Source organism: Burkholderia sp. Bp8991, from assembly GCF_003853795.1.
Taxonomy (GTDB): Bacteria; Pseudomonadota; Gammaproteobacteria; order Burkholderiales; family Burkholderiaceae; genus Burkholderia.
Genome location: NZ_QTQJ01000025.1, coordinates 26900 through 48394, shown reverse-complemented (window position 1 = coordinate 48394; position 21495 = coordinate 26900). Strand labels below are relative to the sequence as shown.

Annotated in this window: 20 protein-coding genes; 14 read left to right on the top strand and 6 right to left on the bottom strand. The window is 66.5% G+C overall.

Annotation, left to right across the window (positions count from 1 at the left end):
- Positions 1 to 244: 244 nt before the first annotated feature.
- From DIE02_RS25275 to DIE02_RS25250, 6 genes are all read left to right on the top strand, one after another.
- Positions 245 to 1459, top strand: a complete 1215-nt coding sequence (locus DIE02_RS25275; RefSeq protein ID WP_044845215.1) for a cation:proton antiporter — start codon at positions 245 to 247, stop codon at positions 1457 to 1459.
- A 14-nt stretch (positions 1460 to 1473) separates the two neighbouring features.
- Positions 1474 to 2589, top strand: coding sequence for a YbdK family carboxylate-amine ligase (locus tag DIE02_RS25270; RefSeq protein WP_006490006.1), 1116 nt, complete (start codon positions 1474 to 1476; stop codon positions 2587 to 2589).
- Positions 2590 to 3094: 505 nt separating this feature from the next.
- Entirely contained in the window at positions 3095 to 3733 is a 639-nt protein-coding gene (locus tag DIE02_RS25265) for a MarR family winged helix-turn-helix transcriptional regulator (RefSeq protein ID WP_044845216.1), read from the top strand.
- 28 nt (positions 3734 to 3761) lie between these two features.
- Positions 3762 to 4472 (top strand): glutamine amidotransferase, encoded by a 711-nt coding sequence (locus DIE02_RS25260; protein ID WP_124486887.1) that lies wholly within the window; start codon positions 3762 to 3764, stop codon positions 4470 to 4472.
- Between the two features lie 204 nt (positions 4473 to 4676).
- Positions 4677 to 5789 carry an NADH:flavin oxidoreductase/NADH oxidase gene (locus DIE02_RS25255; RefSeq protein WP_124486810.1) on the top strand — a complete coding sequence of 371 codons (1113 nt, stop codon included), beginning with the start codon at positions 4677 to 4679 and terminating at the stop codon, positions 5787 to 5789.
- Between the two features lie 188 nt (positions 5790 to 5977).
- Entirely contained in the window at positions 5978 to 6508 is a 531-nt protein-coding gene (locus DIE02_RS25250; RefSeq protein ID WP_124486811.1) for an SET domain-containing protein, read from the top strand.
- 94 nt (positions 6509 to 6602) lie between these two features.
- Here DIE02_RS25250 and DIE02_RS25245 read toward each other — a convergent pair whose 3' ends face one another.
- The gene (locus DIE02_RS25245; RefSeq protein WP_124486812.1) at positions 6603 to 8087 is read right to left on the bottom strand and encodes a sensor histidine kinase; all 1485 of its coding nucleotides are present in this window, start codon (positions 8085 to 8087) and stop codon (positions 6603 to 6605) included.
- Between the two features lie 116 nt (positions 8088 to 8203).
- Positions 8204 to 8896 (bottom strand): response regulator transcription factor, encoded by a 693-nt coding sequence (locus DIE02_RS25240; protein ID WP_006401494.1) that lies wholly within the window; start codon positions 8894 to 8896, stop codon positions 8204 to 8206.
- Positions 8897 to 9018: 122 nt separating this feature from the next.
- Here DIE02_RS25240 and DIE02_RS25235 point away from each other — a divergent pair, with 122 nt between their 5' ends.
- Positions 9019 to 9249 carry a DUF3717 domain-containing protein gene (locus DIE02_RS25235; RefSeq protein WP_044845220.1) on the top strand — a complete coding sequence of 77 codons (231 nt, stop codon included), beginning with the start codon at positions 9019 to 9021 and terminating at the stop codon, positions 9247 to 9249.
- A gap of 92 nt (positions 9250 to 9341) precedes the next feature.
- Here the strand turns inward: DIE02_RS25235 and DIE02_RS25230 are convergent, their stop codons facing one another.
- Positions 9342 to 9650 (bottom strand): 4a-hydroxytetrahydrobiopterin dehydratase, encoded by a 309-nt coding sequence (locus DIE02_RS25230; RefSeq protein ID WP_044845221.1) that lies wholly within the window; start codon positions 9648 to 9650, stop codon positions 9342 to 9344.
- Between the two features lie 184 nt (positions 9651 to 9834).
- Positions 9835 to 10728 carry a phenylalanine 4-monooxygenase gene (gene phhA, locus DIE02_RS25225; protein ID WP_221622574.1) on the bottom strand — a complete coding sequence of 298 codons (894 nt, stop codon included), beginning with the start codon at positions 10726 to 10728 and terminating at the stop codon, positions 9835 to 9837.
- Between the two features lie 138 nt (positions 10729 to 10866).
- Between phhA and DIE02_RS25220 the strand changes: the two genes are divergently transcribed.
- On the top strand, positions 10867 to 11352 hold the full coding sequence (locus DIE02_RS25220) for an Lrp/AsnC family transcriptional regulator (protein WP_006408082.1): 486 nt from the start codon (positions 10867 to 10869) through the stop codon (positions 11350 to 11352).
- Between the two features lie 56 nt (positions 11353 to 11408).
- On the opposite strand, the gene DIE02_RS25215 is transcribed toward DIE02_RS25220, so the two are convergent.
- Together DIE02_RS25215 and DIE02_RS25210 are read right to left on the bottom strand one after the other, a co-directional pair.
- Positions 11409 to 11942 (bottom strand): class IV adenylate cyclase, encoded by a 534-nt coding sequence (locus tag DIE02_RS25215; protein ID WP_124486814.1) that lies wholly within the window; start codon positions 11940 to 11942, stop codon positions 11409 to 11411.
- Between the two features lie 240 nt (positions 11943 to 12182).
- Positions 12183 to 13082 (bottom strand): LysR family transcriptional regulator, encoded by a 900-nt coding sequence (locus DIE02_RS25210; RefSeq protein ID WP_044845224.1) that lies wholly within the window; start codon positions 13080 to 13082, stop codon positions 12183 to 12185.
- A gap of 445 nt (positions 13083 to 13527) precedes the next feature.
- On the opposite strand from DIE02_RS25210, the gene DIE02_RS25205 reads away from it, so the two are divergent.
- From DIE02_RS25205 to DIE02_RS25180, 6 genes are all read left to right on the top strand, one after another.
- The gene (locus DIE02_RS25205) at positions 13528 to 15213 is read left to right on the top strand and encodes a GMC family oxidoreductase (protein WP_124486815.1); all 1686 of its coding nucleotides are present in this window, start codon (positions 13528 to 13530) and stop codon (positions 15211 to 15213) included.
- 499 nt (positions 15214 to 15712) lie between these two features.
- Positions 15713 to 16492 (top strand): ABC transporter ATP-binding protein, encoded by a 780-nt coding sequence (locus DIE02_RS25200; RefSeq protein ID WP_040142748.1) that lies wholly within the window; start codon positions 15713 to 15715, stop codon positions 16490 to 16492.
- Positions 16489 to 17244: an ABC transporter ATP-binding protein gene (locus DIE02_RS25195; protein WP_124486816.1), complete on the top strand. Its 756-nt coding sequence runs from the start codon at positions 16489 to 16491 to the stop codon at positions 17242 to 17244. Before DIE02_RS25200 ends, DIE02_RS25195 begins: the two co-directional genes overlap by 4 nt.
- A 77-nt stretch (positions 17245 to 17321) precedes the next feature.
- On the top strand, positions 17322 to 18521 hold the full coding sequence (locus DIE02_RS25190; RefSeq protein ID WP_044845227.1) for an ABC transporter substrate-binding protein: 1200 nt from the start codon (positions 17322 to 17324) through the stop codon (positions 18519 to 18521).
- A 99-nt stretch (positions 18522 to 18620) separates the two neighbouring features.
- On the top strand, positions 18621 to 19505 hold the full coding sequence (locus tag DIE02_RS25185) for a branched-chain amino acid ABC transporter permease (protein WP_044845228.1): 885 nt from the start codon (positions 18621 to 18623) through the stop codon (positions 19503 to 19505).
- Positions 19505 to 20479: a branched-chain amino acid ABC transporter permease gene (locus DIE02_RS25180; protein WP_044845249.1), complete on the top strand. Its 975-nt coding sequence runs from the start codon at positions 19505 to 19507 to the stop codon at positions 20477 to 20479. The genes DIE02_RS25185 and DIE02_RS25180 overlap by 1 nt, the downstream gene beginning before the upstream one ends.
- The last annotated feature ends 1016 nt before the right edge of the window (positions 20480 to 21495 follow it).

Below are 21495 nucleotides of genomic sequence, written 5' to 3'. Positions count from 1 at the left end.
ACGGTCGGCTCGATTTCGAATCTGAATCATCGAGACTGCGCAGTCCGTTCACACACCAGGCCGACAATCCAGATCGGCAGCCTGAACGACAGTTCCGCCGGATGGCGGAAAGAGGCGGATCCCATGTCCCGCCGTCGTCGACCACAACATTCACACTCGGGGCGATACCCAGCCGGCGCGCATCTCATTTCTGACGCTTGACCCCGCGCCGCTGGCGATTGCTTCCAAAGGAGAAGTCACCACGATGAAGTCGGCGTTTTCATTCCTGCCCAATTGGCCGCTCGCGCCGGATGCCGTGTTCTGGGCCGGGCTCGCGTTGTTCGCGGCCGGTCTGTGTGGCGAGCTGTGCTATCGCGCATGGCGGCTGCCGCGCATCACCGGGTATGCGGTGATCGGTCTCATCGCCGGTTCGTTCGGATTCGGCGTGATCGACGCGAGCACCGACGAAACCTCGCGGCTGCTGATCGACGTCGCGCTCGGCCTGCTGCTGTTCGAGCTCGGCAGCCGCCTGGACCTGAAATGGATCCGCCGCAATCCGTGGCTCATTGCGTCGAGCCTGGCCGAGGCGACGCTGACGTTCGTGCTCGTGCTGTTCGTGATGCTCGCGCTCGGCGTGTCGGGCATGGTCGCGCTCGTGTTGTCGGCGATCGCAATCGCGACGTCGCCGTCGATGGTGATCCAGCTCAAGACCGAGCTGCGCGCGGAAGGGCAGGTGTCGCAGCGCCTCATCACGCTGACCGCGCTGAACAGCGTGTACGCGATCGTGCTGACCAAGCTCGTCACGAGCTGGCTCCACCAGGAAGCGTACGGGAACGTTTTCGCGACGATCCTGCAACCCGCCTACCTGATCGCCGGTTCGTTCATCGTCGCGTACCTGGTCGCGCGGGCGTGCAATTACCTGTTCCGTCACATGACCGCGACGATGCGCGACGAGCATTCGTTCGTCGCGCTGTTCGGGCTCGTGATGCTCGCGATCGCGGTCGCGCAGGCGCTGAAGCTGTCGACACTGCTCACGCTGCTGCTCGCCGGCATCATCGTGAAGAACCTCGAAGCGCGGCCGCAGCTGTGGCCCGAGCATTTCGGCACGGCCGGCTGGCTGCTGACGGTGATCCTGTTCGTGCTGACGCTCACGTCGTTCACGTGGGGCGACATCGCGCTCGGCGGCCTGCTCGCGATCGCGCTGATCGTCACGCGGCTCGCCGCCAAGCTCGCCGGCGTCGTCGCGTTCGCGAAGCCGAGCGGGCTCGGGATGAAGCAGGGCGTCGCGCTCGGCATCGCGCTGACACCGATGTCCGCGCTGTCGTACCTGCTCGTCGACGACACCTACCAGCTCTATCCGAATTTCGACCCGCACCTGCGCGCGATCGTGATGTGCACGATCGTGATCCTGCAGCTCGTCAGCCCGTTCGTCGTCTACCGCTGCCTGTCGGCGGTCAGCGAACGCAGCGACAGAAACTGATTCCGGAACCTGCCATGGCACTCGAAACCTTCGTCAATTCCGAACCGTTCACGTTCGGCGTCGAACTGGAGATCCAGGTCGTCAACACGCACAACTACGACCTCACCAAGGCTGCATCCGACCTGATGCGCCTGATCCAGGGCGAGACCTTCCCCGGCAACATCACGCCTGAAATCACCGAGAGCATGATCGAGCTGTCGACCGGCATCTGCCATTCGCACGAGCAGGCGGTCTCCGAGCTGCACGCGATCCGCGACGTGCTGGTGAAGGCGGCCGACCAGCTCAACGTCGGGCTCGCCGGCGGCGGCACGCACGCGTTCCAGCAATGGAGCGACCGGCAGATCTACGACGCGCCGCGCTTCCAGTACATCTCCGAGCTGTACGGCTATCTCGCGAAGCAGTTCACCGTGTTCGGCCAGCACGTGCACATCGGCTGTCCCGATCCGGACAGCGCGCTGTTCCTGCTGCACTCGATGTCGCGCTTCATTCCGCACTTCATCGCGCTGTCCGCGTCGTCGCCGTTCGTGCAGAACGTCGACACCGGCTTCCATTCGGCGCGCCTGAATTCGGTGTTCGCGTTCCCGCTGTCGGGCCGCGCGCCGTTCGTGCTGACCTGGGACAGCTTCGAGGAGTACTTCACGAAGATGGTCAACACGGGCGTCGTCAACTCGATGAAGGACTTTTACTGGGACATCCGGCCGAAGCCCGGCTACGGGACGATCGAGGTGCGCGTGATGGACACGCCGCTGTCGGTCGACCGCGCGGCCGCGATCGCGTGCTACATCCAGACGCTCGCGCGCTACCTGCTGACCGACCGGCCGCTGAAGCTGTCGGAGGACGACTATCTCGTCTACACATTCAACCGTTTCGAAGCCTGCCGCTTCGGGCTCGAGGGCACCTGCGTCAATCCTCAGACAGGTGAGCGTCGCACGATCGCGGAAGACATCCTCGACACGCTCGACCGGATCGCGCCGCATGCGGCCGCGCTCGGCTCGCGCGCGGCACTCGACGAGATCGGTGCGCTCGCGAAGGCGCGCGTGAATGACGCATCGTGGTTGAGAACCGTTTTCAAACAGGAAAAATCGCTGAACGAGACGGTCCGCCAGCAGTGCCTGCGCTGGCGTGAATGAAAAAATGTTTTGCAGATTACAGGCTCGACCGCGCGGCGATTCGCTGAATGCCGGTCGACGCCGATTCGGGCGTTCCGCGTCGCCAGTCCTCCTGAAAATCTGTGGATAACTGGATATTCCGCTGCAAAGTCAACGCACTGCGGTATGGATAACCCGGTGGATCGCCACCAGCCGCACGATGGCCGATTCGAACAGGAAAATGTTTGCGCGTTGCGCCGTGAGGCCGGCAGGGATTGCCGGCACAACGAAAAAATCCGGTTATCCAGCGATTTTCCACAGAATGAAGGGGATAACTTAGCTGTGCGATTTTCCGCTCTCGCTTAGAATGTCGGCTTTGCGGACACCGGAATGACCTGTGTCTCACCGGTCGCCGCGAACGCGACCGCCGCGTGTGCCTCGCGACGGCCGTGTCGACGCTCCTCGATGAGCGTCTGTTTTGAGATAGACATTCGATCTCCACACTACGGCTGCTCGGCAATCCGGGCGGCGGCAAAGCGAAAAGACTATGAGCGAAGGCGTTTACGGGAATCAGGCTTCGGGACGTGTGACCCACAGCTTGCTGCGGTTGAGTACGGCCATGCGAAGCCAGGCATGGGATTGGGCGGAAGGCGCGGGCCTCACGCCGACGCAGGGCGAGATCCTCGTGCTGCTGCTGCAACGCAAGGGCCCGATGCGGCTCGGCGAGATCGCGCGCGAGACACAGCTCACGGCTGCGACCACCAGCGATGCGGTCAGCACGCTCGAGACGAAGGGGCTCGTCGAGAAGCGCCGCGCGCTGGACGACGGCCGCGCGCTTGCCGTGCGCCTGTCGGCCCGCGGCCGTACCGCGGCGAAGAAGGCGCTGCAATGGCCGGAATTCCTGACGAAGGCGGTCGGCAAGCTCGGCGCGGACGAGCAGGGCGCGCTGTACCGCGCGCTGCTGAAGACGCTGCGCGAACTGCAGGTGGCCGGCGCGACGCCGCCGCAGCGCATGTGCCTGACGTGCACGCATTTCCAGCCGGGCAAGCAGTCGAAGAAGACCGTGCATCACTGCGCGGCGCTCGACCTGTCGATGGCCGACAGCGATCTGCGTCTCGACTGTTCGGTGCACGAAGAAGCCGACGCGGCAACGCAAAAGAAGACCTGGAAGGTGTTCGCCGGCTGACGTCCGTCGATCGACCGGGAGGCCGATGATGAACGCTGAAGTGGTGGCGATCCGCCACGTGCATTTCGAGGACCTCGGCAGCTTCGAGCAGGTGCTCGGGGCGCGCGGGCGGCGGGTGCGCTACGTCGACGTCGGCGCGTCGCGCGTCGAGGTGCTCGACGCGCTCAAGCCGGCGCTGCTCGTGATGCTCGGCGGGCCACTCAGCGTGTACGAAGACGCGCAGTATCCGTCGATCGCGCCGCTCACGGCGCTCGTGCGCCAGCGCATCGACGCCGGGCTGCCGATCCTCGGCATCTGCCTTGGCGCGCAGTTCATCGCCCGCGCGCTCGGTGCGCGCGTCTATCCGGCTGCGCAGAAGGAACTCGGCTGGGCGCCGCTGACGCTCACCGACGCGGGCCGCGCGTCGCCTCTGCGCCATCTCGACGGCGCGGCGACCTCGATGCTGCACTGGCACGGCGATACGTTCGACCTGCCGGGCGGCGCGATCCATCTGGCCTCGACACCGGCCTGCCGCCACCAGGCGTTCGCGTGGGGGCAGCACGTGCTGGCGCTGCAATGCCATCCCGAAATCCGTGCCGACCGCTTCGAACCCTGGCTGATCGGCAACGCCGGCGAAATCGCGTCGACGCCCGGCATCGACGCGCGCCAGCTGCGCGCCGACACCGTGCGGCACGGTCCGGCGCTGGAGGCGGCCGCGCGACGCATGTTCGCGGAGTGGCTCGACAGCGTCGGGCTTTGATCCCGAGCGAGCCGGCGCCGCGTGTGACCGGCCCGCAGGTCTTGCCGGCCGGCGCACCGCTGCATGCCGTGTGCGCGCGGCATCGCTGCCGGCGGCGCGGCGGCGCTACCTGACCATCCGCTTACTGCCGAACCGGCCGCCAGCAGGCTTCGAGCCCGCATGCTACGCTCGTCCGCTGTTTCCCTTTCCTGGCGAGCGGCCTCCATGACTGCGCTGTTTTCCCCGTTCACGCTGCGCGGCGTGACCCTTCCGAACCGGATCGTGATCTCCCCGATGTGCCAGTACTCGGCCGAGCGCGGCGAGGCGACCGACTGGCACATGATTCACCTCGGCCATCTCGCGCTGTCCGGCGCGGGCCTGCTGTGCATCGAAGCGACCGCGGTCGAACCCGACGGGCGCATCACGGCCGGCGACCTCGGTTTGTGGGACGACGCGACCGAAGCAGCGCTCAAGCCCGTGCTGGCGGCGATCCGCAAGCATTCGCCGGTCCGCGTCGCGATGCAGCTGTCGCACGCGGGGCGCAAGGCGTCGAGCGAGGTGCCGTGGAAGGGCGGCCAGCTCGTGTCCGTCGCCGATGGCGGCTGGCTGCCGCATGCACCGTCGGCCCTGCCGCACAAGGACGGCGAGACGCCGCCGCTCGCGCTCGACGCGGCCGGTCTGAACCGGATCCGCGACGCGTTCGCCGCCGCCGCGAAGCGTGCCGCGCGCCTCGGCATCGATGCGATCGAGGTGCACGCGGCGCACGGCTACCTGCTGCATCAGTTCCTGTCGCCGCTTGCGAACCAGCGTACCGACGAATACGGCGGCTCGCGCGAAAACCGGATGCGCTTTCCGCTCGAGATCTTCGAGATCGTGCGCGCGGCGTTTCCGGCGGACCGGCCGGTCGGCGTGCGCGTGTCGGCGACCGACTGGGTCGAGGGCGGCTGGGAACTCGAGGACACGATCGCTTTTGCGCACGAGCTGAAGCAGCGCGGCTGCGACTGGATCGACGTGTCGTCCGGCGGCGTGTCGCCGCTACAGAAGATTCCGCTGTCGCCCGGTTACCAGGTGCCGTTCGCGCAGGCGGTGAAGCGCGCGGTCGGGATGCCGACGATCGCGGTCGGCCTCATCAACGATCCCGCGCATGCGAACCGGCTGATCGAGTCGGGCGACGCCGATTTCGTCGCGATGGCGCGCGCGATGCTGTACGACCCGCGCTGGCCGTGGCATGCGGCTGCCGAGCTCGGCGCGCAGGTGTCGGCGCCGCCGCAGTACTGGCGTTCGCAGCCGCGCGAGCACAAGGCGTTGTTCGGCGACATCGCATTCGGCCAGCGCTGAGCGTCAAGCGCGCGATATTGCGCGCGATGTTGAACGAAGCAATCTTGAACGTGTAGGATGCGGGTGATTCGCCGCATGTCCCGACGCGGCACCGACCGGTGCCGCGTTTTCGTTTTGCGCGACGCAGGGCCGTGCAAAACGACAGCGCGGCCGTCTTCCATTCAAGTCGTCTTCAAAGGATTCGTTCGATGAGTTCACGCAGGATCGCGGTACGCCGCTCGGGAGTTCACGGCAAGGGCGTGTTCGCGGTGGAGCCGATCAAGGCCGGCGAACGCGTAGTGGAATACAAGGGCGAGCGAATTTCGTGGAAGGAAGCGCTGCGCCGCCATCCGCACGACCCGAACGAGCCGAACCATACGTTCTACTTCGCACTGGAAGAGGGCGGGGTGATCGACGGCAAGATCGACGGCAACAGCGCGCGCTGGATCAACCATTCGTGCGCGCCGAACTGCGAGGCCGAGGAGATCAAGGGCCGCGTGTTCATCCACGCACTGCGCGACATCGGGCCGGAAGAAGAGCTGTTCTACGACTACGGCCTCGTGATCGACGAGAAGCTGACGAAGAAACTCAAGCGGGAATACGCGTGCCATTGCGGCGCGACCGCATGCCGCGGCACGCTGCTCGCCACGCCGGACGACGACGGCAAGAAGAAAAAGAAGAAGGACAGGAAGGACGGCAAGTCCGAGTCCGGCGCGAAGGACAAGAAAAAGAAGAAGTGACCGGTGAGGCCGCGCATCGCGCGCGGCTGTTTCACCGCCGGATGGCCGCCGCGCGGCCGTCCATCCAGCCTGATGAGGGTTCGCCGCGCGCGCCTCAGTGCGTCGGCGCGGCGGCCGGCGTCTCGCTCGCCGGCTTCCCGGTGCGCCTGGCGAGCGGCACCCGCACCACGAAGCGCGAACCGCCTTCCGATGCATCCTCGTACGACACCGTGCCGCCGTGCATCGCGATGATGTCGTGCACGATCGCGAGCCCGAGCCCGGCGCCCGTCTCGACGCCGTTGCCGCTTTGCGCGTCACCACGGAAGAAGCGCTTGAACAGGTCGGCCTGCTGATTGGCCGGCACGCCCGGGCCGTTGTCCTCGACGACGATCTCGGCGGCCGGTTCGCCGGTCTCGAGCGCGCCGCGGGCGACGTTCACCGTGATCCGCGCCCCGTGCGGCCGGGCGAGCGGCACGTATTTCAACGCATTGTCGAGCAGGTTCGCGATCACCTCGCGCAGCAGCACGGGGTTGCCGCGCACGTTCAGCGTTTCGTCTTCGCCGGGATCGTCGCTGCGCTGGAAGCCGAGGTCGACATGCGACGCGAGCGCGCGCGGCACCCATTCGGCACCCGTCTCGAACGCCATCGCGGCCAGGTCGACGTCGACGAAACGCGCGGCCTGTTCGCCCGGCTCCGCGCGCGCGAGCGACAGCAGCTGGTTCGACAGCCGCACCGCGCGGTCGGCGGCCGCGCGCAGTTCGCGCACCGCGGCATAGGTCTGCTGCGGGTCGCGCGCGACGGCGGCCTGCTCGGCATGCAGCTTCACGGCCGTGAGCGGCGTGCGCAGCTGGTGCGCGGCATCGGCGATGAACTTGCGCTGCGCGTCGAGCGCGGTCTTCAGGCGGCCGAGCAGCGCGTTCATCGCGCTCGTCAGCGGCCGGATCTCGAGCGGCACGTCGGTTTCGTCGACCGGCTCCAGCGACGTGTGGGTCTGCCGGTTCAGCGAATCGGCGAGATGCGTGAGCGGGCCGAGCTGCTGGTTGACGACGCGCCACACGATGCCCCAGCCCGCGAGCAGCAGCAGCAGCAGCGGCATCATGATCGCGACGAGGAATTCGGCCGCGATCCGGTAACGGTGCCGCACCGGCTGCGCGACCTCGACCACCATCGGCCGGCCGCCGTCGACTTCCTCGACGCGCACCTGCGCGACCCGCACCGCGCGGTTGTCGTACTCGGCCTCGAACACGTACGCGTGATGCATGCGGCGCACGTTGATGCCCCGCAGCGGCAGTTTCGGATCGCCGGCGAGTTCCTGCTCGCCGTCGCTGATCCGGTAGATCAGCGCCTCGGCCGGATCGGAGAACATCGCCTGCGCGAGCGGCGGCACCGTGAAGGGCGCGTCGGGGCCGGCGATCTGGATCTGTTTGGAGATGGCGGTCGCGAGATCGGCGAGCGAGCGGTCGATCACGTGTTGCGTGTATTGCCACGCGAGCCAGTAGGCGATCAGGCCGCTCATCAGCGCGAGCATCGACAGCGGCGCGGCGAGGCGCCGGAGCAGCGAGCGGCGCAGGCTGGTGGTCACAGCCGGATCAGAAGACATTTCGACGGGCAAATGGATAAGCGCCGCTCACGGGGAGCGGCGCGGACGTGCGCCGGACGGCGACGCGGGCAGGGCGGCTCGCCGGCGGCACGCGGCCGGCCGGCGTGCGGCGCCGCTCAGACGCTCGCGGTCTGGCGGATTTCCTGCAGCAGATAGCCGAAGCCGCGCACCGTGACGATTTCGACGCGGCACTGCTCGAGTTTCTTGCGCACGCGATGCACGTAGACTTCGATTGCGGTGTCGCCGAGATCGCCGCCGAAGTGCGTGAGGTGATCCTGCAGCTGGGCCTTGCTGACGACGCGGCCGTGACGCAGCAGCAGCATTTCCAGCACCGCGAATTCGCGCGGCGACAGTTCGAGCGGCTTGTCGTCGTTGAAGATGCGGCGATCGACGCCCGACAGGCGGACGCCGCCGAGCGACACTTCCGGACGCGGCATGTCGCTGTGCGGGCCGCTGCGGCGCATCACCGCGCGGATGCGCGCTTCGAGCTCGGCCGGCTCGAACGGCTTGAGCATGTAGTCGTCGGCGCCGGAGTTCAGGCCCTGGATCCGGTCGTTCAGTTCGTCGCGCGCGGTCAGCACGATGACCGGCGTGTGGCGGTTGGTCTGGCGGAAACGCGTGAGCAGCGTCATCCCGTCGATGCCCGGCAGGCCGAGGTCGAGGATCACGAGTTCGTGGCGGTTCTGTGCCAGCGCCTGTTCGGCAAAGATGCCGTCATGCACCATGTCGACGGTGAAGCCAGCCTGCTCGAGGCTGCTCTGGATACCGCGTGCGATGGGGCGGTCGTCTTCGATCAGAAGGAGTCGCATGAAGTTCGCTCAAGTACAATGGGTTGGCGGTTCAGGCACGCGGACAGCACGACGCCGTTTCCACAGGGGCGCCGCATCGCCTGACATCAAGCATGGCGGCCAGCGAACGATTAAATCCAATCATGTCCGATATTTCGATCCACGACCTCGAAGCCGCGATCAATTTCTGGCGCGCCCGCTCGCCGTCGAGCGGCGACGAACTCAAACTCTGCGAAGAGGCCAGCGCGCTCTCCAAGCCGTATGCGCTGCTGATTGTACAGCGCGCAAGCGCGCTGCAACTGGAAGGTTTGGACCCCAGGGCGCGGAAAGCGTACGAGACTTACGTGCGCCTTAAGGATGGCTTGGAAAGTTGAAGGCTTTCGCTGAGTACATCCTAGAAAACGTTCATCGAAATGAAAAGTTGACGCGCCGCGCGTCGAAAGACGCGCGGCGGTAGAGGACGACCTCAGGCGGCCGGTTGGGTATGTGCGCACACCTGGTCGATGAACGTCGCGAGCGCGATGTCGCGCTCGGTCAGGCCGTCCGCATCGTGGGTCGACAGCGTCACGTCGACGCGGTTGTATACGTTGAACCATTCCGGATGGTGGTTCATTTCCTGCGCCTTGATCGCGACGCGCGTCATGAAGCCGAAGGCCTCGTTGAAATCGGCGAAGCGCAGGCTGCGCTGGATCGCGTCGCGGCCCGGCACGGCCGTCCAGTGCGGCAGGCCTTCGAGCCGGGTCTTGCGTTCTTCTGATGTGAGCTTGTGGATCATGTTGCACCTCGTTCGGTAACGGCGCCCGCACGCGGGCAAGGGCCACGCGGCAAAGCCGGTACCGGTCATTGTTTCATAGTTGGGCGACGGGCATCCGGCGACGGCCATCTGGCGACGGCCATCTGGCGACGGGCATCGGAAGGCGGGCGCCGGTGCACGAATCACGCCGGCGTGGCCCGCGGCCTTACGCGTCCGCGTCGTCCGGCCAGCCTTCTCCCGTGCCGCGATGCAGCACGAGATCGCCATCGCATACCGCGCCGGCCGCGAATTCGGGCTGCGCGGCCAGCCGGTCGGCCAGCGCGCGGCCGTCGACGTCGGCCAGCGCGAACAGCTGCGCGAAATCGTCGATTACGAAGTAGGTCTTCTGGAACGTGTCGATCCGGTACCGCGTGCGCATCACGCGCTCGAGGTCGAAACCGAGCCGGTTCGGCGCCGCGCTTTCGAGACTGTAGAGGCTCTCGCCCTTGCTCGACACGATCCCGGCGCCGTAGATCGACAGCCCGTTCGTGCCCTGCGGGTCTCGGATCAGGCCGAATTCCACCGTATACCAGTAGAGGCGCGCCAGCCGCGCGAGCGCCGCTTCGTCGTCCGCGACCGCGAGCGCGGTGCGGCCGTAGGCCTGCATGTAGTCGGCGAACACCGGCTCGATCAGCAACGGCACGTGGCCGAACAGGTCGTGGAAGCAGTCGGGTTCCTGCAGGTAGTCGAGCTGGTCCTGGCGGCGCATCCACCAGGTGACCGGAAACCGCCGGTTCGCGAGGTGCTCGAAGAACACGCGATCGGGCACGAGGCCCGGCACCGCGACGATTTCCCAGCCGGTGACCGGTTTCAGCTGGCGGTTCACGTCGGCGAACGACGGCACGCGATCGGCCGGCAGGTCGATCTTCCCGAGCCCGGCGACGAACGCGTCGCACGCGCGACCGCGCAGCAGCGCCGACTGGCGCGCATAGAGCTGCTGCCACACCGCGTGGTCGACCTGGCCGTAACGTTCGAGCGGCTGGTCGATGGTGAAATCGGCGCGGGTTTCGAGGCCCGCATCGAACTGCTCCTGCAGTTTCGCGGTGACGACGGTGGACATGGTGAGGCTCTGCACGCTGTGATGGGAACCATGCAAGTGTAGAGCGGGGGACATGCGGAATGGGCGCAAAGATGGCGTTGATTCGCCTGATGATGCGATAATCGCGCATCAAAATCGGAATCAATGCGGAGAATACTCATGCTGGAACTCGATCACTTCGATCTCGCGCTTCTCGACGTGCTGCAGCGCTTCGGCCGCGCGACGCACCAGCAGCTCGGCGAGGAGGTGCCGCTGTCGCCGTCGCAGATCGGCCGGCGGCTGCAGCGGCTCGAGGCGGCCGGCGTGATCGAAGGCTATCGCGTGATGTTGCGCCCCGAAAAGCTCGGGCTCGGCGTCACCGCGTTCACGAGCCTGAAGCTCAAGCACCACGGCGATTCGATCATCGAGCAGTTCCAGCAACAGATCGACGTGCTGCCTGAGGTGCTCGAATGCCATGCCGTGGTGGGCGATGCCGACTATCTGCTGCGGATCGTCGCGCCGGATCTCAACGCGCTGTCGCAGTTCGTGATGAAGAAGCTGATGCGCGTGCCGGGCGTCGACAGCGTGCGCTCGAACATCGTGCTGACGACGTTCAAACGCAATGGCGCGCTGCCGCTCGCGCACCTGGCGCCCGGCGCCGCGTGACGCGGCGGCAGGGCTGGCGGCGGGGCGCAAGGCGCCGCCCCGCGGATAGGGCTCGATTAGGCCGCTGCGGATTGCGCGTCGGCGTTCAACAGGTCGACGTACGCGACCGCGACGAGATCCTCGTGCGCCACGCCGAGCTTCGCGAACACGTCATGCGCCTCGGCTTCGCCGCCGGCTTCGTCGTCGTCGGGGCCGAGCACCACTTCCAGTTCGATGAAGTCGCCGAGGCCGTCGACGCGGTCGAGGTGGATCCGCGTGCGGCCGACGAGGTACACGTGCCGTTCCTTCGTCACGATGCCGCGCGTGGTCAGCGCAGTCGCGAGCAGCGAGTGCATCGCGTCCGGGTTCGTGACCGGGCTGCGCGTGTAGTACGACGCTTTCGGACCGTCGCGATCGTCGCGCTGGTAGAAGATCAGTTCGGCCGGCGTGCCGTCTTCGAAGCGGCGCAGCTTCAGCCGGCCGCGCGGCACGTCGTAGAAGAAATCCTGCTGGCGGTAGAAGAGCGGTGCTTCGGTTGCGAGCGTCGCGGCGCGTTCGCGCAGCTGGTCGAATTCGCGGGCGCGGGCTTTGATCTCGATGTTGCGGGCCATGCGGGTCTCCTTCAATCAGGGGTCTCGCGGTGTGCGAACGGACAATCTAGCAAAAAGCCTGCGATGGTGGCGTGACGAGCGACTGGCGCGCGGCAACGCGACGCGGAGCGGGCGATTGGGGCTCGTATGTGATTTTCGCCGGTCATGCGCGGGCGAGTTGGCGATTTGAAAGATCCGCAAGATCCGCAAGTCAGCCGCAAAAGTCCACTGCACGACCCGTCACACCGACATCAGCCACGCTCATATCGCCCACTGCGTCTCGATCAGTCGCAGCGCGGCCGCGATTGCCGGTTCGTCGCGCCGTTCGACGAGTGCCACGAAAGTCAGCTCGGTCGGCACCGTCACGCGTTCGACGATCGTCAGCGCGTGCGCGTGCGCTTCGGCCAGCGCGGTCGAGTCCCGCGCGAGCGTCAACCCGATCCCCGATTTCACGAGATCGAGCATCGACTGCTCCTGGTCGACCTCGGCGACCTTCACCGGCTGCGCGCCGGCCGCCGCGAACAGCCGCGACAGCAGCCGGTGATGGGCGGACGCCGGCGGCGTCCAGATCCACGGCAGCGCGGCGAGCGCGCGCCAGTCGTGCGCGCGCTGCACGCGCTCCTTCCAGCCGGCCGGCGCGAGCACGCGGTACTGGAAACGCGTGAGCGTGACCGTGTGGAACAGCGTGTCGTCGCGCGGCTCGTCCTCGCCGGGACGGCCGATGTAGTAGCCGACGTCGAGCGCCCGCGCGCGCACCTGCTCGAGCACCCAGCCGGACATCCCGTGCCGCAGCGCGGTTTCTATCTGCGGATGGGTTTCGACCAGCGCGCGCAGGAAGCCGCCGAGCCGCAGGAAACCGGGGTCGAGAATCGTGCCGATCCGCAACCGGCCGCGCACCTCGTGCCGCAGCGCGGCAGCGGCGCGCTGCACGTCGGCGGCTGCGGCCAGCGCGCGCTCCGCGTGCGGCAGCAGCGTCTGGCCGTCGCGTGTGAGCGCGAGCCCGCGCGACGTGCGCGTGAACAGCGTGACGCCGAGCGTTTCCTGCAGATGCTTGATCTGCAGGCTGACGGCCGGCTGCGTCAGGTGCAACTGCACGGCGGCGCGCGTCAGGTTGCCTTCGCGGGCGACCGTCGCGAACGCACGGAGCAGGGTGAGATCCATCGTCGTGATATGAGTGCAGCTTATAACGCAGTTCAGCATAACTCATTGGATCGGTGGACAGCAGGCGGAGTACGCTTCATCGATCGCGTCGCCCGCGACGCACTATGCTGAAAACGACGCGCGGGATTGCGCCGCGCGGGACACAACAATGCGCTTTGCATGGGGCACGAGTAAGCGATGAAGTGCTAACTCGGGTCGACCGCAAAGCACGGGGCACGAGTAAGCGCTAAAGCGCCAACTCGGGTCGACCGCCGTGGGGATGGAGTAAGCGCTGAAGCGCCAACTCCATCCAACCACGCCATGGGACCCGAGTAAGCGCTGAAGCGCCAACTCGGGTCGACCGCCGTGGGGATGGAGTAAGCGCTGAAGCGCCAACTCCATCCAGCCACGCCATGGGACCCGAGTAAGCGCTAAAGCGCTAACTCGGGTCGACAGGAGACAAGTCGTGACGACTCAACGCACGCTCGAGGGCGAATTCGATTACGTGATCGTCGGCGCGGGCACCGCAGGCTGCGTGCTCGCGAACCGCCTGACCGAGGATCCCGAGATCCGCGTGCTGCTGCTCGAAGCGGGCGGCAAGGACGACTATCACTGGATCCACATCCCGGTCGGCTATCTGTACTGCATCGGCAATCCACGCACGGACTGGCTGTACAAGACACAGCCAGAGGCGGCGCTCAACGGCCGCGCACTGTCGTATCCGCGCGGTCGCGTGCTCGGCGGCTGCTCGTCGATCAACGGGATGATCTACATGCGCGGCCAGCGCGAGGATTACGACAGCTGGGCGCAGGAAACCGGCGACGCGGGCTGGTCGTGGGACAGCGTGCTGCCGATCTTCAAGCGCAGCGAGGACCACCACGCGGGTGCGAGCGACGCACACGGCGCAGGCGGCTACTGGCGCGTCGAGAAGCAGCGGCTGCGCTGGGAGATCCTCGAATCGTTCGCGCAGGCCGCGCAGCAGACGGGCATCCCGGCGACCGACGATTTCAACCGCGGCGACAACAGCGGGGTCGGCTATTTCGAGGTGAACCAGAAGCGCGGCGTGCGCTGGAATACGTCGAAAGCGTTCCTGCGCCCCGCGATGACGCGCCCGAACCTGACCGTGATAACCGGCGCGCATGCGCAGCGCGTGATCTTCGACGGGCGGCGCGCGGTCGGCGTCGAGTATCGCGGCGGCGGCACCGACTACGTCGCGCACGCACGCGCCGAAGTGCTGCTGACCGCCGGCGCGGTGAATTCGCCGCAGCTGCTCGAACTGTCGGGCATCGGTGCGGGCGCACGGCTGCAGGCGCTCGGCATCGACGTCGTGCAGGACCTGCCGGGCGTCGGCGAGAACCTGCAGGATCACCTGCAGCTGCGGATGGCATTTCGCGTCGAAGGCGTCCGCACGTTGAACACGCTGTCCGCGCACTGGTGGGGCAAGCTGATGATCGGTGCCGAATACGCGCTGCTGCAACGCGGGCCGATGTCGATGGCGCCGTCGCAGCTCGGCGCGTTCGCAAAATCCGATCCCGACGATCCCTCGCTCACGCGCCCCGATCTCGAATATCACGTGCAGCCGCTGTCGCTCGAGCGCTTCGGCGAGCCGCTGCACAGCTTCAACGCCTTTACGGCGTCCGTCTGCCATCTGCGGCCGAGTTCGCGCGGCAGCGTGCATATCGCGAGCCCCGATGCCGGCGTGGCACCGTCGATCGCACCGAACTATCTGTCGACCGACCACGATCGCCAGGTCGCCGCGAACGCGCTGCGCCTCACGCGCCGCATCGCATCCGCGCCGGCGCTCGCGCGCTACCGTCCGGAGGAGATCCTGCCGGGCGAGCGATACCGGACCGAAGCCGAACTGATCGAAGCGGCGGGCGCGGTCGGCACGACGATCTTCCATCCGGTCGGTACGTGCCGGATGGGGCGCGCGGACGACGCGCGTGCCGTCGTCGACAGCCGGCTGCGCGTGCGCGGCATCGCCGGGCTGCGGATCGTCGACGCATCGGTGATGCCGTTCATCACGTCGGGCAACACGAATTCGCCGACGCTGATGATCGCCGAGCGCGCAAGCGACATGATTCGCGCCGATCGACGCGCGGCGCACGACGCGACGCAGGTGCGAACGGACGCGACGATGACGGCTGCGTGACGCCACGCTGACACGCGCGACAGCGGGCTGTCATCCGAGCGCCCGCTGTTTCGCTATGCGAAGCAAAGGTGACGCGCGAGCATCACAATGACACGGGCCAGCGATGCGCACGGCAATTGCTTCGCGCACCCGCTTATCGCTTATGTCACGCGGCTTTTTTTGCGCGACGACATGACGCGCAGCGTCACATGCATGCGTTCAATCAGGCACGTCCGATGCGAGCATGCGCACCTTGATGATGCGCGCGTCAAAAAAGCGCGTCGAAAATTCTCGCTCAGCCGCGCCCGATATGGCAGCCCGCCCTATAAGTGCAAATCCCGATGATTGCACTGCACCAACGGCGCGACAATGTTGCGCAGTGTGCATACGCGTCGGCGCGGGAGACCACCCTCGAGGCGTAATACGGCGCCCCGGGGGCAGCCCGCTGATCCGCGGACTTGTTCGCGGTCGCTTGCGCGAATCCTCCCGGTGCTTCGCCTGACTTCGTACGGAAGGGAACATGATTCTCGGCGACACGATTCTCGAAACACGCGGACTGACGAAGGAATTCAGGGGCTTCACCGCCGTGAACGGTGTCAACCTGCGTGTGCGGCGCGGCGCGATCCATGCGTTGATCGGACCGAACGGCGCGGGCAAGACCACCTGCTTCAACCTGCTGACCAAGTTCCTGACACCGACGGCCGGCCAGATCGTCTTCAACGGCATCGACATCACCGACGAGCGGCCCGCGCAGGTCGCGCGGCGCGGCATCATCCGTTCCTTCCAGATCTCGGCGGTATTCCCGCACCTGACCGCGTTGCAGAACGTGCGCATCGGCCTGCAGCGCGCGCTCGGGACCGAATTCCATTTCTGGCGCAGCGAGCGCACGTTGCGGCGCCTCGACGATCGCGCGATGGATCTCCTCACGCAGGTCGGCCTCACCGATTTCGCACACGTGCCGACGGTCGAACTCGCATACGGCCGCAAGCGCGCGCTCGAGATCGCGACGACGCTCGCGATGGAACCCGAACTGATGCTGCTCGACGAGCCCACGCAAGGGATGGGCCACGAGGACGTCGATCGCGTGACCGCGCTGATCAAGAAGGTGGCGAGCGGCCGCACGATCCTGATGGTCGAGCACAACATGAACGTGATCGCGGGCATCTCCGACACGATCACCGTCCTGCAACGCGGCGAAGTGCTGGCCGAGGGCTCGTATGCGGAAGTGTCGAAGAATCCGCTGGTGATCGAGGCCTACATGGGCAGCGCCGATGCGGCGCTCGCGGGGGCGCACGCATGAAGCACAGCGAACGGGAGGAACGCGAATTGAGCGGCGTCGAGAGCGGCACGCCCGCGCTGGAGATCACGGGCCTCGAGGCCTGGTACGGGGAATCCCACATATTGCACGGTGTCGACCTGAGCGTTCATCGCGGCGAGGTCGTCACGCTGCTCGGCCGCAACGGCGCGGGCCGCACCACGACGCTGCGCGCGATCATGGGCCTCACCGGCCGGCGCAGCGGCTCGATCAAGGTTTCAGGCAACGAGACGATCGGCCTCGCGACGCACCGCATCGCGCATTTCGGCGTCGGCTATTGCCCGGAGGAGCGCGGAATCTTCTCGAGCCTGTCGTGCGAGGAGAACCTGATGCTGCCGCCGCCGATCGGCCCGCGCGAGCACGCGATGTCGCTCGACGAGATCTACACGATGTTCCCGAACCTCGCGTCGCGCCGGCAGAGCCAGGGCACGCGGCTGTCCGGCGGCGAGCAGCAGATGCTCGCGGTGGCGCGGATCCTGCGCACCGGCGCGAACCTGCTGCTGCTCGATGAAATTTCCGAAGGCCTCGCGCCGGTGATCGTGCAGGCGCTCGCGCGCATGATCGTCGCGCTGAAGGCGCGCGGCTACACGGTCGTGATGGTCGAACAGAATTTCCGCTTCGCCGCGCCGCTCGCCGATCGCTTCTACGTGATGGAACATGGCCGCATCGTCGAGCATTTCCGCTCATCCGAACTGGAAGGCAAGATGCCGATCCTTCACGACCTGCTCGGGGTGTGACGCCGCCCCGTTTCCCTTGCCGCTAGCCGTGGCGGCCTACGAACAACCACAACGCATCAGAACAACAGGAGACGTCAATGAAAATGAAGACCCTCGCACACGCGTGCCTGGCGGTCGCGACCGCAGCGTTCACCGCCGGCGCCGCACACGCCGCGGATAGCGTGAAGATCGGCTTCATCACCGACATGTCGGGGCTGTACGCGGACATCGACGGGCAGGGCGGCCTCGAGGCGATCCGGATGGCGGTCGCCGACTTCGGCGGCAAGGTGCTCGGCAAGCCGATCGAGGTCGTCTATGCCGATCACCAGAACAAGGCGGACATCGCCGCGTCGAAGGCGCGCGAATGGATGGACCGCGGCGGGCTCGACCTGCTGGTCGGCGGCACGAACTCCGCGACCGCGCTGTCGATGAACCAGGTCGCGGCCGAGAAGAAGAAGGTCTACATCAACATCGGCGCGGGCGCCGATACGCTGACCAACGAGCAGTGCACGCCGTACACGGTCCACTACGCATACGACACGATGGCGCTCGCGAAGGGCACCGGCTCGGCGGTGGTGAAGCAGGGCGGCAAGAGCTGGTTCTTCCTGACCGCCGACTACGCGTTCGGCAAGGCGCTCGAGAAGAACACGTCGGACGTCGTGAAGGCGAGTGGCGGCCAGGTGCTCGGCACGGTGCGGCACCCGCTGTCGGCGTCGGACTTCTCGTCGTTCCTGCTGCAGGCGCAGTCGTCCAAGGCGCAGATCCTCGGCCTCGCGAACGCGGGCGGCGACACGATCAACTCGATCAAGGCCGCGAAGGAGTTCGGCATCACGAAGACGATGAAGATCGCCGCGCTGCTGATGTTCATCAACGACGTGCACAGCCTCGGCCTCGAGACGACGCAGGGCCTCGTGCTGACCGACAGCTGGTACTGGAACCGCGACGCGACGGCGCGCCAGTGGGCGCAGCGCTACTTCGGCAAGATGAAGAAGATGCCGTCGAGCCTGCAGGCGGCCGACTACTCGTCGGTGACGACCTACCTGAAGGCGGTCCAGGCGGCCGGCACGACCGACTCCGACAAGGTGATGGCCGAGCTGAAGAAGGCGAAGATCAACGACTTCTACGCGAAGGGCTACATCCGCCAGGACGGCAGCATGATTCACGACATGTACCTGATGGAAGTGAAGAAGCCGTCGGAATCGAAGGAGCCGTGGGACTACTACAAGGTGCTCGCGACGATTCCGGGCGAGCAGGCATTCACGACCAAGCAGGAGACGCGCTGCGCGGCATGGAAGTAAGCGCGGGCGCGGCCGCAGCGATGTGGCCGCTGCACCGCCCGCATGCGCGACGGCATGACGGTTGCGCACGCAACGAAACTCATTCGGACGGCTAAGTCGATGGAAATCTTTGGCATTCCGTTGCCGGCGATGCTGAGCCAGTTGCTGCTCGGGCTCGTCAACGGCTCGTTCTACGCGATCCTGAGCCTCGGGCTGGCGGTGATCTTCGGGCTGCTCAACGTGATCAACTTCGCGCACGGCGCGCTGTTCATGCTGGGTGCGATGCTCGCGTGGATGGGGCTGTCGTATTTCGGGTTACCGTACTGGGCGATGCTCGCGCTCGCACCGCTGATCGTCGGCGCGTTCGGGATCCTGGTCGAGCGCTCGATGCTGCGCTGGCTGTACAAGCTCGATCACCTGTACGGGCTGCTGCTCACGTTCGGCCTCACGCTCGTCGTCGAAGGCGTGTTCCGCTCGGTCTACGGGTCGTCCGGCCAGCCGTACGACGTGCCTTCGCAGCTGTCCGGCGCGACCAATCTCGGCTTCATGTTCCTGCCGAACTACCGCGCGTGGGTGGTCGTCGCGTCGCTCGCGGTGTGTCTCGCGACCTGGTTCGTGATCGAGAAGACGCGCCTGGGCGCCTATCTGCGCGCGGGCACCGAGAACCCGAAGCTCGTCGAGGCGTTCGGCGTGAACGTGCCGATGATGATCACGCTCACCTACGGCTTCGGCGTCGCGCTCGCGGCATTCGCGGGCGTGCTCGCGGCGCCGGTGATCCAGGTGTCGCCGCTGATGGGCCAGCCGATGATCATCACCGTGTTCGCGGTGGTCGTGATCGGCGGGATGGGCTCGATTCTCGGCTCGATCATCACCGGGCTGATGCTCGGCGTGATCGAGGGCTTCACGCGCGTGTTCTATCCGGAAGCGTCGGCCACGGTGGTGTTCGTGATCATGGCGATCGTGCTGCTGATCCGCCCGGCTGGCCTGTTCGGCAAGGAAAAATGATGCAGAGAAAAGTGCTCTACGGCGTGCTGCTCGCCGCACTGCTCGCAGCCCCCTTCATCGGCGCGTATCCGGTGTTCGTGATGAAGGTGCTCACGTTCGCGCTGTTCGCGGCCGCGTTCAACCTGCTGATCGGCTATACGGGGCTGCTGTCGTTCGGCCATGCGATGTTCCTCGCGACCGCCGGCTACGCGACCGGCTATACGATCCAGACGCTCGGCTTCACGCCGGAGCTCGGCGTGCTCGTCGGCACCTTCGCCGCGACGCTGCTCGGGCTCGTCGTCGGCCTGTTCGCGATCCGCCGGCAGGGCATCTACTTCGCGATGATCACGCTCGCGTTTGCGCAGATGGTCTATTTCATCTACCTGCAGGCGCCGTTCACGCACGGCGAGGACGGCCTGCAGGGCGTGCCGCGCGGGCATCTGTTCGGGGTCGTCGACCTGTCCAACGACGTCGCGCTGTACTACGTCGTGCTCGCGGTGATCGTGGCGGCGTGCGCGTTCATCGTGCGCATCGTGCACTCGCCGTTCGGCCAGGTGCTCGTCGCGATCAAGGAAAACGAGGCGCGCGCGATCTCGCTCGGCTACGACACCGACCGCTTCAAGCTGCTCGCGTTCATCCTGTCGGCCGGGCTCGCGGGGCTGGCCGGTTCGCTGAAGGTGCTGGTGCTCGGCTTCGAGACGCTGTCCGACGCGTACTGGACGATGTCGGGCCTCGTCGTGCTGATGACGCTCGTCGGCGGGATGGGCACGCTGTTCGGGCCGCTGCTCGGCGCGGCGCTGATCGTCGCGCTGGAGGACCGGCTCGGCGACATCGGCGAATGGCTCGCGTCGATGACGGGCATCGGCTGGTTCCACTCGCTCGGCGAATCGGCGACGATCGTCACCGGGCTGATCTTCATCGCATGCGTGCTTGCGTTCCGGCGCGGGATCGTCGGCGAGATGGTCGCACGGGTCAAGACGCTCAGGCCGTCCTGATTGCAGCGCGCCGCGGCGTGGCGACGCGTTGATGCGAAGCACCATCCGGCGCGGCCGGGAAGGGCGTCGCGGCGGCCTCGGGACGGTGCCGCGCGGCAAGGCTGGTGCCCCATTTTCGTGCGGCGATGCACCATAGGGGTAAATGCTAAGTTGTCGCAGGGTGAAAGGTCCTTTAATCTTCGTTTCAGTTCTGATGCACCGCGAAACGAATTTGCAGGTGGAGAACGAGGAGACAATCGAGGCACAAAGTGCCCGGACCCCAAAGCGCTGTTGGACGGAATCCAACAGCGCTTTTTCATTTGTGTGCGCGAATTTCCATTGATGGTGCAGGCGAGTGGCGCCGCGTTTCCCGCCCGTTTCTGCCTCACCTCATCTTGCATCGCTCGCGTTTCATCCCGTCCCCCCGTTTTCGTCCACCCCTGCCGGTCGATCGCCGCTGGCGCGCAGCCACGCGCATGCCGTCCGGGCTTACCCGGTTGGCGTGCGCAAAAAGCGTCCGTTACACTCAGCTTTCGCCGACCGTGCGGTCGGGAAAATAGTCGGCAGTTCTCCTACAAGCAAAATGCAGAAGAGGGAGTGCGGTTGGATGAGAAGCGCGGGACGATGGATCGGGGTGCGAGGGGCGGCTGGCGCCGCTCGTTCGGGTGCGGCGGTGCATCGGTATGCCCGGGCTTTCACGAGCCGTCCTGCGGACGGTATGCGCGTTCTGGAGCGATTGCCCGGCACGGCGGCTTCTCCGGTCGTTGCGTTCGCATCCGACGCGTCGTTCGGATGCGCATGAACCGCCGGTTTCCGATCGTGTGCCGCGCGCTTGCGGAGCCGAACCAGGCTCGGCCGGCCGACCTTCCCGCGATCGTTGCATTCGCATCGATCGCGTCTCGCGCAACGCTGCGTTTCCCCGTTCCCTTCATCCTGGCGACATTGCTGCCGCCATCGTGGCGGTCGAACGACCGTTTCGGAACGCGCCGCGGCGCGTGCGTGCGTGCGATCGCCGGGGCTCGATTGCGACGCCGGCG

Coding starts and splice junctions, on each gene's coding strand:
- DIE02_RS25275 (WP_044845215.1), top strand. CDS start 245: ATGAAGTCGGCGTTTTCATTCCTGCCCAATTGGCCGCTCGCGCCGGAT.
- DIE02_RS25270 (WP_006490006.1), top strand. CDS start 1,474: ATGGCACTCGAAACCTTCGTCAATTCCGAACCGTTCACGTTCGGCGTC.
- DIE02_RS25265 (WP_044845216.1), top strand. CDS start 3,095: ATGAGCGAAGGCGTTTACGGGAATCAGGCTTCGGGACGTGTGACCCAC.
- DIE02_RS25260 (WP_124486887.1), top strand. CDS start 3,762: ATGAACGCTGAAGTGGTGGCGATCCGCCACGTGCATTTCGAGGACCTC.
- DIE02_RS25255 (WP_124486810.1), top strand. CDS start 4,677: ATGACTGCGCTGTTTTCCCCGTTCACGCTGCGCGGCGTGACCCTTCCG.
- DIE02_RS25250 (WP_124486811.1), top strand. CDS start 5,978: ATGAGTTCACGCAGGATCGCGGTACGCCGCTCGGGAGTTCACGGCAAG.
- DIE02_RS25245 (WP_124486812.1), bottom strand. CDS start 8,087: ATGTCTTCTGATCCGGCTGTGACCACCAGCCTGCGCCGCTCGCTGCTC.
- DIE02_RS25240 (WP_006401494.1), bottom strand. CDS start 8,896: ATGCGACTCCTTCTGATCGAAGACGACCGCCCCATCGCACGCGGTATC.
- DIE02_RS25235 (WP_044845220.1), top strand. CDS start 9,019: ATGTCCGATATTTCGATCCACGACCTCGAAGCCGCGATCAATTTCTGG.
- DIE02_RS25230 (WP_044845221.1), bottom strand. CDS start 9,650: ATGATCCACAAGCTCACATCAGAAGAACGCAAGACCCGGCTCGAAGGC.
- phhA (WP_221622574.1), bottom strand. CDS start 10,728: ATGTCCACCGTCGTCACCGCGAAACTGCAGGAGCAGTTCGATGCGGGC.
- DIE02_RS25220 (WP_006408082.1), top strand. CDS start 10,867: ATGCTGGAACTCGATCACTTCGATCTCGCGCTTCTCGACGTGCTGCAG.
- DIE02_RS25215 (WP_124486814.1), bottom strand. CDS start 11,942: ATGGCCCGCAACATCGAGATCAAAGCCCGCGCCCGCGAATTCGACCAG.
- DIE02_RS25210 (WP_044845224.1), bottom strand. CDS start 13,082: ATGGATCTCACCCTGCTCCGTGCGTTCGCGACGGTCGCCCGCGAAGGC.
- DIE02_RS25200 (WP_040142748.1), top strand. CDS start 15,713: ATGATTCTCGGCGACACGATTCTCGAAACACGCGGACTGACGAAGGAA.
- DIE02_RS25195 (WP_124486816.1), top strand. CDS start 16,489: ATGAAGCACAGCGAACGGGAGGAACGCGAATTGAGCGGCGTCGAGAGC.
- DIE02_RS25190 (WP_044845227.1), top strand. CDS start 17,322: ATGAAAATGAAGACCCTCGCACACGCGTGCCTGGCGGTCGCGACCGCA.
- DIE02_RS25185 (WP_044845228.1), top strand. CDS start 18,621: ATGGAAATCTTTGGCATTCCGTTGCCGGCGATGCTGAGCCAGTTGCTG.
- DIE02_RS25180 (WP_044845249.1), top strand. CDS start 19,505: ATGCAGAGAAAAGTGCTCTACGGCGTGCTGCTCGCCGCACTGCTCGCA.